Here is a 14,835-nt window from a genome sequence, read left to right as displayed (position 1 = left end):
TAGCTAGGACAATAAAGTGAAAAACAGCGCCAGTACGCCAAAGCCTACTCTATATTGCCACCGCTGCTGCGCACTCGGCCTGCTGGCGCTGTTATTGAGCCTGACCCCACCAGCCGTTCTGGCAAAAACCATTATCATGGGTAAAGGGACGGGGATTTTGTGGGAAGGTCTGCCGTTTACGGCAAGCTTAAGTGGCTCTATGGAGCATGCACGCCTTAATGTCAAACACGGGCTATTGGCTGTTTCTTCAAGTAAGGGCAGTTGCCAAGGGACTGGTTTTCTGAAGGTCATTGCGGGTTATCCAGCCCTAGAGATAGCACCGGGCGTGGGGCTCATACCCAGAGCCAGCGGTCAGGTAGGCTATTACACCTTTATGGGCAGCTTCGTTTTGCTATCCGGTACGCTGGGGCTGCCAGAAACCAAAGGGGTAAGCAGCAACGGAACTCAAGTAACCTCACCTGAGGCTTATAGCTGGTGCCTGCCGCCAGCAATGACTTCTCAGGAATATTTTTATTCCCCTTCCACGACTCGTGCTGCCGTAATATCGGGTACCTGGGTGCTGGTTGCCGATGGTCAACAGAAGGCTGCCGAAATAACCTTACCGGAGATGTATGCTGCCAGTTTCTCAGAGGTAGCGGCTGGGGATAGAAGAGCTTCAATCCTCCCGTCCGCTATCAAGCTGCGCATATCCACGCTCGAGTGTGCGGTCAATACCCCCATTTCAATCGCCTTTGGCAACGTGATGAAGGACCCGCAGGCCGGGGCCGAGCTGGCCGTGCAATCCTATCCACTCATCACCAGTTGTGGACAATCCTCCGACTTTATCGATGCCAATATCAACCTGCAGTTCCGGCCGTTAACCGGCCTGTATCAATCAGTCCCGAGCCGTTTGGCGCTGCGCGAAGGCGACGGTTATATCACCGGTGAGATTGATAACGGCGTGACCGGCAGTGGAAGCTGCGGTGCTACCAGCGGGCTACCGTTCGATAATAGCCAGCTAAAAATCGGCCGTATCACCAAGGCGGAAACCAGCCTGAATACCACCCATCAGGTGACCTGGCGCTTGTGTTCGGGGGGCAAAGATCTGCCGCTTGGCAACGTTAGCGCCGCTGCCGAAATGCTGGTGACGTTTAATTGAGGTCTGTCCCCCTTCACTTCTGATTGACTTGCGCTATGGCAACCTGAATCACCATTAAATAGCTAGTTTGCGTAGTGCTTCCAATTTTTGACTGTGACAGCCGATTGCCCGCTGGGCTAGTATAACGGCTGAAAATCAATCCCGCTGTCTACGGCATGCAACCTTCAGATCTTGCTGGGTTCAGCCTGGCTTTTTTCTGTTGATTTGGTCATTGGTTAGCACTGATAAATAACGATTATTTTAGAAAATAAGGACAAACCCTGCTTTCGCCTACACTCCATTAACTGGCTGATTTTATGAGTATTGTACTTAACTGGTTGAACGCTATACTTTCATCTCCACCCGTCACCACTCCCGAGCATACTCATGAACCGATACCACGTTTCTGGCAGCGAAGGGCAGTATGATAAAGATTCTGACGAACAGGTTTTAGCGAATAAACTCGGGATTGCCGATCCTGACGAGATCGATGATGCCGAGCTAGTGCTACTGGAGCAGCTCTACCGGTCTGTTTTTGAAGAGCACTTTCCGCTGGGACAGCTCACCGTTGGGATGCTAAAAAACTGGCACCATCGCTGGTTAGGCAACATCTATGAGTGGGCGGGACAGGAAAGGACCGTCAATATCAGCAAAGGCGGCTTTATGTTTGCTCCCTGCGCACAACTGCCCAAACTGCTGAACGAGTTCGATATGAAATACCTCGCTCGTTACACACCCTGTACAGGCATGAGCGAACAAAAGCTGATTGAAGCTATCGCAATAACCCACTTGGAACTAATCCTCATCCATCCCTTCAGAGAAGGAAATGGGCGTTTGTCGCGACTATTAGCCGATGTGATGGCGGTTCAGGGGGACTATAAGCCTCTGGATTATCAAAGCTGGGAACAGAACAAAACCCAGTATATCTCGGCTATTCACGCGGGTATGTCATTAGACTACGAGCCGATGAATACTGGGTCAGTGAGGCTTTAAGAAGGGATTAGGCAAGGCGAAGATGCGCAAACTTTTTGCGCGCAACTGCCAGCGAAGCTTCAACCTTGGCTGAGGGCTGGCCTGTTTCAATTGCCGTTGACGTCGCCACAGAACGCACAATGTCCGTGCGAGACGGCTTAGCGTATGTCACCTGCTCTTTTTTGTTAGTGCTCATAGCGACTCCTGATTAACTCATCCATTGGTTACAGTATATCAAGGATCGTAGAGAACTGCTGCCATTAGCACTTATCTTGTTCGAAACTCCAAGCGACCCTGCTTTTCTTCTTTCAACTCTGTATCAGGGCAGCGCCCTTCATTGCCAATTTGTTTTAGTTCTTGCAACCTCATACGAGCCATTGCAAACGTAGTTTGCGTAGCGCTTCCAATTTTTGGCTGTGACAGCCGATTGCCCGCTGGGCTAGTATAACGGCTGAAAATCAATCCCGCGGTCTACGGCATGCAACCTTCAGATCTTACTGGGTTCCGTCTGGCTTTTTTCTGTTGATTTGGTCATTGTGCAGGCTTTAAGTGACAAAGGTTTGCCAGCCTGTTTGCTGGTCATATATGCTCGTTCCCTTGACCAACCGATTGATTTATTTGAGCAGCGCTGGCTGTTGCTCATCCTGAACGTTTTGGCGGTTTTTTAATGAGGCGACGTGATACCCAATGATGCCAACGAAAATCACAATCAACTTTAAATTCAATGGATTGGAAACGGTAACGTTATGACTAGCAACGAAAAATTGGATTCGCACACCCCAATGATGCAGCAATACCTGCGCCTTAAGGCGCAGCATCCCGAGATCTTGCTGTTCTACCGGATGGGGGATTTCTACGAGCTGTTCTATGACGATGCCAAACGCGCCTCTCAGTTGCTGGATATCTCGCTGACCAAACGCGGAGCCTCGGCTGGGGAGCCGATCCCAATGGCGGGCGTACCTCACCATGCAGTGGAGAACTATCTTGCCAAGCTGGTACAGCTTGGGGAATCGGCCGCGATCTGTGAGCAGATTGGCGATCCGGCCACCAGCAAAGGCCCGGTCGAGCGTAAAGTGGTGCGCATCGTTACCCCTGGCACCATCACCGATGAAGCCCTGCTGCAAGAGCGCCAGGACAACCTGCTGGCCGCCATCTGGCAGGATGGCCGCGGCTTTGGCTATGCCACCTTGGATCTCAGCTCCGGCCGCTTCCGCGTCGCCCAGCCAGAAGATCTTGAAACCATGGCGGCAGAGCTGCAACGAACCCACCCGGCAGAACTGCTGTACCCGGAAAACTTCGAGCAAATGGCGCTGATCGAACAGCGCCACGGCCTGCGCCGCCGCCCACTGTGGGAATTTGAGCTGGACACCGCACGCCAGCAGTTGAACCTGCAGTTCGGCACCCGCGATCTGACCGGCTTTGGCGTCGAGCAGGCCCATCAGGCGCTGCGTGCGGCGGGCTGCCTGCTGCAATATGTCAAAGATACCCAGCGTACCTCGCTGCCGCATATCCGTGGCCTCACCATGGAGCGCCAGCAGGACGGCATCATCATGGATGCGGCCACTCGCCGTAACCTGGAGATCACCCAAAGCCTGTCCGGCGGCAGTGAAAATACCTTGGCCGCCATCCTCGATCGTACCGTTACCCCCATGGGTAGCCGTATGCTCAAGCGCTGGTTGCATATGCCAACTCGCGACGTCCAGGTGCTGAACAACCGTCAGCAAGCTATCGCCGCATTGCAGCCATTGAGCAGCGAGTTGCAGCAGCCACTGCGCCAGGTGGGCGATCTGGAACGTATTCTTGCCCGTTTGGCACTGCGCACGGCTCGCCCACGAGATCTGGCCCGCATGCGCCACGCCTTCCAACAGTTGCCGGATATCCGCGCCCTGCTGGAAAACGCTGATGCACCACAGATGCAAAAGCTGTTGTCACAGGTCGGCCAGTTTGACGAATTACAGGCACTACTGGAGCGCGCCATTGTGGAATCCCCACCGGTGCTGGTCCGTGATGGTGGCGTGATTGCCCCGGGTTATAACGAAGAGCTGGATGAATGGCGGGCGCTGGCCGACGGTGCTACCGACTATCTGGATCGCCTGGAGATCCGTGAGCGCGAGAAGCTGGGCCTGGATACGCTGAAGGTCGGTTTCAACGGCGTGCATGGTTACTACATTCAGGTCAGCCGTGGGCAGAGCCATCTGGTGCCGATCCACTATGTGCGCCGCCAAACGCTGAAGAATGCGGAACGCTACATCATTCCCGAGCTGAAAGAGTATGAAGACAAGGTACTGACCTCAAAAGGGAAAGCCTTGGCGATCGAAAAAGGGCTGTATGACGAGCTTTTCGATCTGCTGTTGCCGCACCTGGAGCAACTGCAACAGAGCGCCGGAGCCTTGGCCGAGCTGGATGTGTTGGCCAACCTGGCAGAACGTGCCGAAACGCTGAACTACGCCTGTCCGACCATCAGTGAACAGCCAGGCATTCGTATAGTCGATGGCCGCCACCCGGTGGTGGAGCAGGTGCTAAGCGAACCCTTTATTGCCAACCCGGTTTCCCTTTCACCACAGCGCCGTATGCTGATTATTACCGGCCCCAATATGGGCGGTAAAAGTACCTATATGCGGCAAACGGCACTGATTGTGTTGCTTGCGCATATCGGTAGCTATGTACCGGCGGCAAAAGCCACCATCGGGCCGGTGGATCGTATCTTTACCCGCGTGGGCGCGGCAGACGATCTGGCCTCTGGCCGCTCTACCTTTATGGTGGAAATGACCGAGACCGCCAATATCCTGCATAACGCCACGGAAAACAGCCTGGTGCTGATGGATGAGATTGGCCGTGGCACCTCCACCTACGACGGGCTTTCCTTAGCCTGGGCCTGTGCAGAAAACCTGGCCAGCCGCATCAAGGCCATGACGCTGTTTGCCACCCATTACTTTGAGCTGACCACCTTGCCGGAGAAAATGGAGGGCGTGGTTAACGTGCATCTGGATGCGTTGGAACACGGCGACACCATTGCCTTTATGCATAGCGTACAAGATGGCGCGGCCAGTAAGAGCTACGGCTTGGCGGTGGCGGCGTTGGCTGGTGTGCCGCGCGATGTGATCAAGCGTGCACGCCAGAAGCTGCGTGAGTTGGAGAGCCTCTCCAGTCAGACGGCGGCGGGTACGGTAGATGCGACTCAGTTGACGCTGTTGAACGAAGAGGTGTCACCGGCAGTTGAAGCGTTGGAAACGCTGGATCCGGATTCTCTTTCGCCACGCCAGGCGTTGGAGTGGATCTACCGGCTGAAAAGCCTGGTGTAAGTCAGATATCGACGACGTTCTGCCCTAGACAAGGGTAAATCGCCGTCAATCACAGCAAATCGCAGGCATAAAAAAACGGTGAGCACATCAATGCTCACCGTTTTTAGTTTATGTCTATAACGCGTTTATTCGCGGAACAGTGCCTCAATACTCAGGCCCTGCATCTGCAGAATTTCACGCAGGCGGCGTAAGCCTTCAACCTGGATCTGACGAACACGCTCACGTGTCAGGCCAATCTCACGGCCAACATCTTCCAGCGTAGCCGCTTCATAGCCTAACAGGCCGAAACGGCGAGCCAACACTTCACGCTGTTTGGCGTTCAATTCGAACAGCCATTTGACGATGCTCTGTTTCATATCATCGTCTTGCGTGGTGTCTTCAGGCCCGTTGTCTTTCTCGTCGGTCAGAATGTCCAACAGGGCTTTCTCTGAATCCCCACCCAACGGCGTATCGACAGACGTGATACGTTCGTTCAGGCGCAGCATACGGCTGACATCATCAACCGGTTTGTCGAGTTGCTCCGCAATCTCTTCAGCGCTGGGTTCATGGTCCAGTTTGTGAGAAAGCTCGCGCGCGGTGCGCAAGTAAACATTCAGTTCTTTGACGATATGGATCGGCAAACGGATAGTCCGGGTTTGATTCATGATCGCCCGTTCAATCGTCTGGCGGATCCACCAGGTCGCATAGGTGGAAAAACGGAAACCGCGCTCTGGGTCAAACTTTTCCACCGCACGGATCAGACCAAGGTTACCCTCTTCGATCAAATCCAGCAGCGCCAGGCCGCGATTGCTATAACGACGGGCAATTTTCACTACCAGCCTCAGGTTACTTTCTATCATGCGGCGGCGGGACGGCACGTCTCCGCGCAGTGCACGCCGCGCAAAATATACTTCTTCCTCTGCGGTCAGCAGAGGGGAGTAACCGATTTCGCCCAGATAGAGCTGCGTGGCATCCAATACGCGTTGGGTAACACCTTGAGACAACAGCTCGTCTTCCGCCAAGTCATTCTCGCTGGTCTCTTCTTCTACCTGCGCTTTTTCATCGAATGACTCAGCCTCCATGGCGTTCTCATCGAAATCTGCATCGTCATGTAACTCGTTAACTTTCAGCGTATTTTGGCTCATAAAGCGGCTCCTACCCGTGATACCGCGAGCAGAATACAGCGCATTCTGCCCAATCTATCGCTGCGGAAGATAACGCAGCGGGTTTACGGATTTCCCCTTGTAACGAATCTCGAAATGCAAACGTACTGAACTGGTTCCGGTGCTTCCCATCGTTGCTATTTTCTGCCCCGCCTTCACTTCTTGTTGTTCCCGGACCAGCATGGTGTCGTTATGGGCGTAGGCACTCAAGTAATCATCGTTGTGTTTGATTATGATTAGATTACCGTAACCCCGTAAAGCGTTGCCTGCGTACACTACACGGCCATCGGCGGTAGCGACAATCGGCTGCCCACGGGAACCAGAGATATCGATGCCTTTGTTCCCACCTTCCGATGAGGAGAAGTTATCGATGATCTTACCGTCAGTTGGCCATTTCCAGGTGCTAACTGGGGCACTGTTGCTGGCGGTGCTGCTCGCCGATGGCGTAGCGGCTGGTGCGGTAACAGGAGCTGCGGCTGAGCCTGCCACTACGGCTCCTGATGCAGGTAACATTTTACCTACATTCTGTTTACTCGAGTTATCAGAATACGCGTTCGTTGATTGAGAATCAACCGTTGCAGTTTGTATCTGAGTGGAAGAAGGCGGTTTTGACACCGTACCATTACCGCCAGCTAACATCCCACCGCCGCCGTTGGCAGAACCGCTCCCCAGCTGCAGGGTTTGGCCGACTTCCAGGCTGTATGGCTGTGGAATATTGTTGCGTTGGGCCAGATCGCGGAAATCGTTGCCGGTGATCCAGGCAATATAGAACAGCGTGTCGCCACGTTTAACGGTATAGGTGCTACCACCGTTATAGCTCCCTTTAGGGATCGAGTTATAGCTACGGTTGTAAACAATACGCCCCTGTGATGCGTTGCCGCCACTAGAGTTAGCCGATGCGGCGGCTCCACCACCACCGACACTGCTGATAGGTGCCGAGGTAGAATTTTTATCCGAACAGCCAACTAACCACACACTTAACATCGTACACACCGCAACTCGGCGTAAAGAACTCATTGGGCTTCCCGTGCTCATGCTTCCCCCATGACAGCAATATCAAAAAATACCTTATACATCGTAGCCGAGCTTTATCGTTCTACAGCACAAGGTTTCCCCGGCCGATCCCTGAAAACCAGAAGATCACCCACCAGGGAGCTAAAAAACCGTGGTGCCAATGCTAGCCACATTGGCACGATCACGCCATAAGACAACGACATACTGGAACAATTCTAATGAAAATTAATATTATTCAACTTATTTATCCGTCACTTTGATCTGCACAGGCTAAGCCAGTTCGCCCTTGACCAAGGGAACGAATCGCACTGCTTCAACGGCATCAATGGAAAACTCACCGCCCCGCCGCTGAATGCATTGCAGTACCTGGGCCTGTTCGCCCACCGGCAACACCAAAATGCCACCGTCGTCCAACTGCTGCATCAACGCCTGCGGGATCTCCGGTGGTGCGGCCGTCACGATGATCGCATCAAAGGGTCCACGCGAACTCCAGCCTTGCCAACCGTCGCCATGACGGGTCGAGACATTGTGCAAATCAAGCTGCTTGAGGCGACGCTTGGCCTGCCACTGTAGCCCTTTGATGCGTTCAACGGAGCAGACATGCTGCACCATATGCGCCAGGATCGCGGTCTGATAACCGGAACCGGTGCCGATCTCAAGCACCCGCGAGGTTGGCTGCAAATTCAGCAGCTCGGTCATGCGCGCGACCATATAAGGTTGCGAGATGGTCTGCCCTGAACCAATAGGCAGTGCCGTATTTTCATAGGCCTTATGTGCTAAAGCTTCATCAACAAAACGCTCACGCGGTACGTTCTCGATTGCCTTGAGCAGCCGTTCGTCCCTGATCCCCTGCTGGCGCAGCTGTGCCAGCAGCGTTTGTATGCGTTTGTTCACCATTCCCCGCTAACCTCTGCTTTGGTCAACCATTTTGATAGCACATCTTGCGCCCGGTAGGCGGTCAAATCCACCTGCAAAGGCGTGACCGACACGTAACCCTGATCCACGGCGGCAAAGTCCGTGTCTGGGCCCGCATCGAATTTATCCCCCGGCGGCCCGATCCAATACAGCATCTGGCCACGCGGATCTGGTTGGCTAAACACCTTGTCTGCGGGATGCCGGCTGCCACAGCGGGTCACGCGTATCCCTTTAATTTCCGACAACGGTAAATCAGGGACATTGATATTCAGAATTTTACCAGTACGCAGCGGTTCTTGTTGTAACGCGCGCAATATACGGCAGGTGACTACCGCCGCCGTCTCATAATGCTGATGACCATTGAGCGATACTGCCAACGCGGGCAACCCCAGATGGCGGCCTTCCATCGCAGCAGCCACCGTGCCGGAATAGATAACATCATCACCCAGATTTGGCCCGGCGTTGATACCGGACACCACGATCTCCGGTGCTGGCAGCATCAGTTGGTTAACGCCAAGGTAGACACAGTCCGTCGGGGTGCCCTGCTGCACGGCGATATCGCCGTTGGGCAACGTCAGCGTACGCAGCGGCGACTCCAGCGTCAGCGCGTTAGAGGAACCACTGCGGTTACGATCGGGGGCCACCACCTGCACTTCGGCAAACTCGCGCAACGCCGCCGCCAGTATCTGGATACCCGGGGCGCTAACGCCGTCGTCGTTGCTCAGTAGTATTCTCATATTGCAGTTAAACAACTTTCTTGCTGAAAGCGATAAAACGAGGATTTTGCCCTATTTTATTACATCTATCTGTTTTTAATGAAATTTTCAATAGTAAGCCCAACCCACCGTGTTACCCATTGTGATTTGCGTGGTACAGCAAGGCTTGCCTCGCTGTTGCTGATAGTATTAGCCAAAACGGCCAGCTATGCGATCTACTATACAATTCAACGGTCATCAGTGGCAAACGGGGCAGGATAGCCTCCTCGGCAAAGGAGGCTGGGATGATTATCTGAGGTGGGTCGTTAAATTCCCAGGTTATGGGGCCGTCTGGGTGGTTGGCGTGTAAATAATGCGTAGCTGGCCAGTGTAATCCCCCGCCGTTTTATCCGCCATTGAAAAGGCTGGCGTTGTCAGGGTCAGCGGGGCCGGCACGCAAAATGTCGGAGCACCACCGCCAGGTAACACCACCGGCCGCTGGATATTGCGCCGATTGGTATCGATCCAGATGACCTCTTTGCCGTTGGCGATCACTTGTACTGCCCCAGTGGTGGGATTGATCACGCTGACCTGGTAGTCCAGCCGGTTACTGGCCTTGGTTTTATCACCACCACGGCGATAAAGGGAGAATCGCCCCCTTAATCGTCCTGAAGCGGTCGCGCCTTCATCCTGAAATAGCAGACTGATGCGATTACTGGTCGAGTCAATACCGTCATAGAGACACATATCCAGGCTGGAGCTACCGCTGATGTTCATGCCGCTATCGCCTCCTGGCCGAGTATTCAGATTCAGGTTAACAGACGGTATCGAAGTCGGGAAGGCGGGTAGGTAAATCTGATGATTACCATAATCCGTCACGTTAAGAACCAGACTCGCCTTCCAGGCAACGCGGAAAATGCCTGGGCAGCTGTTGGATGTACTGCAATGACCCCAGGCTTTCACCTGCATCTTGAGTTCAGCACGCCAAACACCGGTATCAGATAGTTTGTTCAACTCGGATGCGGGAATAAAAGTACTGAATCCCTGGGAAGTAAGAGCGGCGCCGCCGATCCAGGAACTATGTTGAGTCCCAGTTTTAATAGAGGTGACCAGTAAATTTTTGGTTTTCCCACTGCTATGGGTAAAGCGCAGCGTCAGAGTTTGCGAAGTATCATTGCTAACATTATCCCACCACCACAATTTTACCTGACAGGCACCATTGGTTGGATCGGTCTCGGAATAGCACGTTAGGGAGTTAATCAAATCCTTGTCTTCGCACGTAAAAGCCGAAGTACATTCGCCATCATCAGTACTCCCGCCGAATACCCGCTCCCAGATATAGATATTTGCCGGCAGGCTCATACGATCAAAGGTGATATTGACCTTGGTATCCTGTGCCTGTGGGGCGATACTGGCACCGTACGCCTGTATGCTCAGCCCCCCCAGTAAAACGCACAGGTTAAGAGGGTTAATAGCTCCCGCAATGATAAATTTAAAACCGCTGATTATTTTCAATAACATCAATCATTACCTAGTTCATTTTCATCGCTACCGGCACCTCAGAGCCATGGCCCTGCCGCACGGTCATCAATTGCGCCTGCTTCTGCTCGGCTGGCGGTATGTTAGCCAGGGTCACCCCGGCACAGCGGGTAGTACCGACATAGCGCACCACGTCACGCATGGCCTGCACTGTCATGGCACACTGATAGAACTGTGAGCCACGCATCAGATACAGCTGCTTCATCGGCCGGGTGGTTTCCAGGCTAAAACCGCCTTCACCCAGTGGCGTCCAGGACAGCACGTTAAGCGGAATACCGTTAACCAACGGCTGATCCTGCTCATCCAGCATTTTTCCCAGCCAGGTATAGCGTGAAGTGACCTCGATATTCCGACGCAATACTTTGCCCGGCACCATAAACGCAGTACGCGTTCCCGCCCCTCGGCGGATTTCGCTGCTGATGCCGGTGGGCGCCTTCAGTGATTCGTTGATATCAACGTTGGTTGGCTGATAGCTCGGTACGGTAAACAGCGCTCGGCTGTTACTACGCACGTCTGTTTGCCCTCTACCGTCTATCATGACGTTGACCTGCGAGGCGCGATTCTCTTCCTCTGAGTCCACTCCAACGGTGATCGCGGAGGCCGGGCGGCCATCCCCCCAACGTCCCCAATAAAGCCCGGTGCGATCGACCAGCAAAGAGGAGCTATAGCTACCGCTGCCACTAACTGCATGTCGGTTCGCCACTTTGTCATAAGCATCGCTGACAGTTAAACTGCCGTTACCGTATTGCCCACTGGCACGAGCGTAGGTTAAAGCGCTCAGGGTCTTGCTATTGACGCCATAAATCGACGACCCCAACTCATTTTGACCGCTCTCGTCAATATAACGGCTGTAGCTGGCGTTATAACTGAGCTGCCCTGCCCCACGTTGGCTATTCTGGTAGTTGGCTCCGAGTGAAGTATTGCTGCTGACGTCATTGCCACCGCGGCGCCCGGAGAACGACAGGCTGATATTGAGGTAGCCGCCTTTATCGGTTCTCTGCTGGCCGCTATCGTTACGTATAAAAGCGCTGACACCGGTGTTGATATTCATCTCGTTAACTGTAAAGGAGCGGCTGACCCCCGTCTGCCAGGTGTGGCTGCGTGAACGGGTTTCATATATCCGTTCCCAAGGCACCCCACCTTGATGGTCACCATCACTGTCGGACAGTTCACTGCGATAGCGGTAACGCCCTTCACTGCTGTTAATCGAATAGCCAACGTTGGCGTTCCATTGCGCAAAGGGCATCGAAAACATCAGGTTGGTGCTTTGGTAACAACCGCTAAAACCGTAGTTCAGCCCCTGAGAATTGCAATCAGGCACCGACATGGCTGAACGATAGAAACTCAATGAGAAACCATCGTTGTAATTGATTTGCTGAATATTTCCCCGGGCACCGCCGCTGCCAGACAGATAACTGGTACGAGCCGTCATTATCCCGTCCAACGGGCCGCTGTTAAAACCGTGGATCCAGTCCGCCGCCCCTTCCCAGTAGTGGGCGTCACTCTGCACCGTGGTCCCCGCCGTCAGCGACAACGTATCGGTTAGCGGCATACGCAGCCCGCCCTGCACCACACGCCGGTCGTCCCCCGTACGCTGCGAGTCGCGATCAACCTCAACCCCGTATTGCAGGAACCACTGAAAAGTATCCAGTGAAGACACGCCAGTATTGGTGTAAGGGACTGTTTCTGTTCTGACCAGCTGATTGTCCTCATAGACACGCAGCGTAATGGTATAGCTACCGCTGGGGAATGCGCGCGTATCCAGCTCCTGTGCTCCGGCATTCAGGTAAAAGGAAGACAGTAGCTGTTCATCACGATAAGCGTCGATACGTGCGTTACGCGACAAGAATACCGAAACCGGGGTTCCCCGGGAAACCTGCGTCGGGTTGATCCAGGCCAGGGTCGACCCCGCCCGTAACCCACGAATTTTTCCAATCGGCAGTTGGCTCAGGTTGATATTCCCCCCCGAGTTGCTGAAGATATCGCGAGAGTCCATCATGCCACCTTGCAGGTAGAAACGCTGCCACAAGTCCTGCCTAAAATAGGCATTGTTCATCTCTATCTGCTGATGGTTGGCATGGCGATAGCGCTGCCCCAGATAGAGCCAGTCGGCATTAAGATAACCACTTTCAGTAACGCCCAGTGAACCAGTCCCCTGGACCGACAACGACTGATAGTTTTCATCAGCAACAAAATTGAGGTTTTGCTGATGGAGAAACGCATTTTCACTTTCCACACTCGCCTGATAGAAACTGCTTTCCGCGTCTTTTTTCGGTAAGTACTGACGATCAAGAAACAGGTTAATCCGCGAGTTATTTTCGTCATAGATGATGCCAACTGTCTGGGTTTCCAGATAGTCACAACTCGGGGCATTGCCGTTACTGCTACAGGCAAGGTTACCGTTACGCAGCAATGGCTGCTCCAACGCGGCACTCAACTGCACCCTCAGCCCTGGATCGTCGTTGAACTGCTGTTTTACAGCATCAATCAACTCCGCTGGCTTTATAAAGACAACATGTTCAAGATTGATATTGGCTTCATAAAGCCCGAGAGACTTGCCATAGAGTGATACATCAACCCAAAGAACCTGCCCCTGAGCCAACACCTCAAAACCTGGAGGAACTCTTTGGGTAACCGCCAGCGCGACATTTTGCACGCTCAAAAGTCCCAGAAACAATCCTGTAGATAGGCTAACGCGATAAACCATTATCCATCCCTGATAAATATGGGGCTAAAAGACGCCCCATGAAACATTAGAATACCCCGGCTGGGTTTAAGGAGCTTTTGTCGCTTGAGTGATAACCAGGCTGACAACACCAGAGTAGGTGCCAGTAGCAACAACATTTTGAGTGGCCTGTGCAAAACGCAGTGGCAAGACTTCAGAACCATTATCGATTCCCACAGGGAAGAGAGTCGCCGCATCCAGCATCTGGTCGGCGGTAGTCAGTACCTTATCACCCAGGGTTACGGTCAATGGGATCTTGTTCTCTCCATTGACATCCGCCAGGGTCGCCGCACTTACCAGGCGGATATTAACACCCGCAGTGGCACTGTTAGACCAAACCTTGGTATTCAGTTTAAAAGGCGACAGGCCTTTGCCTGGCAGATACTGCATATCGATACTGCTTGGCAAAGCCGTATTATCTGGCTGCGTCATATCAATCGTCGTATCCACGTTGGCATTCACAGTAATATCTTTTCGAATAGCCTGGCTTGAAAATGCGGTTGCCATGATTGAAACAACTAACAGTGGTTTAATTAACTTTTTCATAAAATCTCCATTTTATATTACAAACACATCCAACTTACTTTACATCCCCTATAAAAATAGGGCCCATGATTTAACTCTAAACTTACTTATTTATAGATAAATCAATTTCTTCAACACTCTTTTTGATCCAGTTAAAATAGCGTGCTTTATACTTCTTCCCTGGCTTTACCATAAGGGAAGCAATTTTGAGCTCGGTTCCTGGATATACCGTAGTCGTTTCTTTTTTCCAGTCACAGACGCCGGCCAAATCACAGACGCCGACCTCACGTAGTGGAATACGCAGCGTACCATCATTGATCACCATGCCGCGCTGCGCATCCAACGCCAGGCTGGTAACGACCTTTTTAGGCGCAACGTGGACCAAGGCTCCCCATACCAGGCTGATACCCACCTTACCTGTAGCCGCCTGTGTGCTAGCAGCATTGGTGTTATCATCTAATCCTGACACACCCTCAAAATAGACCCGCCAGGTGGTTTCCTTTTCCGGTAATTCCAGGGCGACTAGTCGTACAAGACGTTGACTACCCGCCGAAATTGCCAGTTTATTTGGTGTTATCACCAACGAGCTTTTGCCGAGTTGCTCAACGCTCACTTCTTTTTCTTGTTCAGTTCCAGCATTTATTATTTGTTTTTCTGTTACTTTGACGAACTGAACCCCATCGCTTTGCGACATAACTCTTATTTGAGCGGCCCCATTTTCGCCGATCCCTAATTCCATAGGATAAACATTCATATTGGCCAATGCAGGGCCTGAACAAATAGAAAGAATAGCAATGCCGAACAGGCATTTAATAACACTGAGTTTCATGATTAATCCGCAACGAGCGCAATGAGAGGCTCTTTCCAAATTTAAAAAACAAATACAGCA

11 protein-coding genes and 1 pseudogene are annotated in these 14,835 nt (G+C 52.7%); 3 read left to right on the top strand and 9 right to left on the bottom strand.

Annotated features, from left to right (window positions below):
- Window positions 1–16 precede the first annotated feature (16 nt).
- Both KGP16_RS04615 and KGP16_RS04610 read left to right on the top strand, forming a co-directional pair.
- Complete coding sequence (locus KGP16_RS04615; RefSeq protein ID WP_223500878.1) at window positions 17–1,138, top strand: hypothetical protein; 1,122 nt, start codon at window positions 17–19, stop codon at window positions 1,136–1,138.
- A gap of 366 nt (window positions 1,139–1,504) precedes the next feature.
- Window positions 1,505–2,121 (top strand): annotated as a pseudogene (locus KGP16_RS04610) (Fic/DOC family protein).
- Here the strand turns inward: KGP16_RS04610 and KGP16_RS04605 are convergent.
- The gene (locus KGP16_RS04605) at window positions 2,118–2,285 is read right to left on the bottom strand and encodes a hypothetical protein (RefSeq protein ID WP_172413946.1); all 168 of its coding nucleotides are present in this window, start codon (window positions 2,283–2,285) and stop codon (window positions 2,118–2,120) included. The pseudogene KGP16_RS04610 and the gene KGP16_RS04605 overlap by 4 nt on opposite strands.
- 550 nt (window positions 2,286–2,835) lie before the next feature.
- On the opposite strand from KGP16_RS04605, the gene mutS reads away from it, so the two are divergent.
- A complete protein-coding gene (gene mutS / locus KGP16_RS04600; protein ID WP_223500876.1) occupies window positions 2,836–5,391 on the top strand; it encodes a DNA mismatch repair protein MutS in 2,556 nt (851 codons plus the stop codon).
- A gap of 125 nt (window positions 5,392–5,516) precedes the next feature.
- Here the strand turns inward: mutS and rpoS are convergent, their stop codons facing one another.
- The 8 genes from rpoS to KGP16_RS04560 all read right to left on the bottom strand — a co-directional run bounded on the left by rpoS (window position 5,517) and on the right by KGP16_RS04560 (window position 14,775).
- Window positions 5,517–6,515, bottom strand: coding sequence for an RNA polymerase sigma factor RpoS (rpoS, locus tag KGP16_RS04595; RefSeq protein ID WP_024484093.1), 999 nt, complete (start codon window positions 6,513–6,515; stop codon window positions 5,517–5,519).
- 54 nt (window positions 6,516–6,569) lie between these two features.
- Entirely contained in the window at window positions 6,570–7,550 is a 981-nt protein-coding gene (nlpD, locus tag KGP16_RS04590; protein ID WP_223500875.1) for a murein hydrolase activator NlpD, read from the bottom strand.
- A gap of 267 nt (window positions 7,551–7,817) precedes the next feature.
- On the bottom strand, window positions 7,818–8,444 hold the full coding sequence (locus KGP16_RS04585; protein ID WP_115160389.1) for a protein-L-isoaspartate(D-aspartate) O-methyltransferase: 627 nt from the start codon (window positions 8,442–8,444) through the stop codon (window positions 7,818–7,820).
- Complete coding sequence (surE, locus tag KGP16_RS04580) at window positions 8,438–9,199, bottom strand: 5'/3'-nucleotidase SurE (RefSeq protein WP_223500873.1); 762 nt, start codon at window positions 9,197–9,199, stop codon at window positions 8,438–8,440. The genes KGP16_RS04585 and surE overlap by 7 nt, the downstream gene beginning before the upstream one ends.
- A gap of 297 nt (window positions 9,200–9,496) precedes the next feature.
- Window positions 9,497–10,678, bottom strand: a complete 1,182-nt coding sequence (locus KGP16_RS04575; protein ID WP_223500872.1) for a CfaE/CblD family pilus tip adhesin — start codon at window positions 10,676–10,678, stop codon at window positions 9,497–9,499.
- A 10-nt stretch (window positions 10,679–10,688) separates the two neighbouring features.
- The gene (locus KGP16_RS04570; RefSeq protein WP_223500870.1) at window positions 10,689–13,352 is read right to left on the bottom strand and encodes a TcfC E-set like domain-containing protein; all 2,664 of its coding nucleotides are present in this window, start codon (window positions 13,350–13,352) and stop codon (window positions 10,689–10,691) included.
- A 117-nt stretch (window positions 13,353–13,469) separates the two neighbouring features.
- A complete protein-coding gene (locus KGP16_RS04565) occupies window positions 13,470–13,967 on the bottom strand; it encodes a CS1 type fimbrial major subunit (RefSeq protein WP_094982111.1) in 498 nt (165 codons plus the stop codon).
- Window positions 13,968–14,049: 82 nt separating this feature from the next.
- Window positions 14,050–14,775, bottom strand: coding sequence for a fimbrial protein (locus tag KGP16_RS04560; protein WP_172413948.1), 726 nt, complete (start codon window positions 14,773–14,775; stop codon window positions 14,050–14,052).
- Between the last annotated feature and the right edge of the window lie 60 nt (window positions 14,776–14,835).

The organism is Serratia sp. JSRIV006 (genome assembly GCF_019968685.1).
Classification (GTDB): domain Bacteria; phylum Pseudomonadota; class Gammaproteobacteria; order Enterobacterales; family Enterobacteriaceae; genus Chania; species Chania fonticola_B.
Note: the sequence above shows the minus strand (reverse complement) of the source record. Positions and strands in the feature narration are given on the sequence as shown.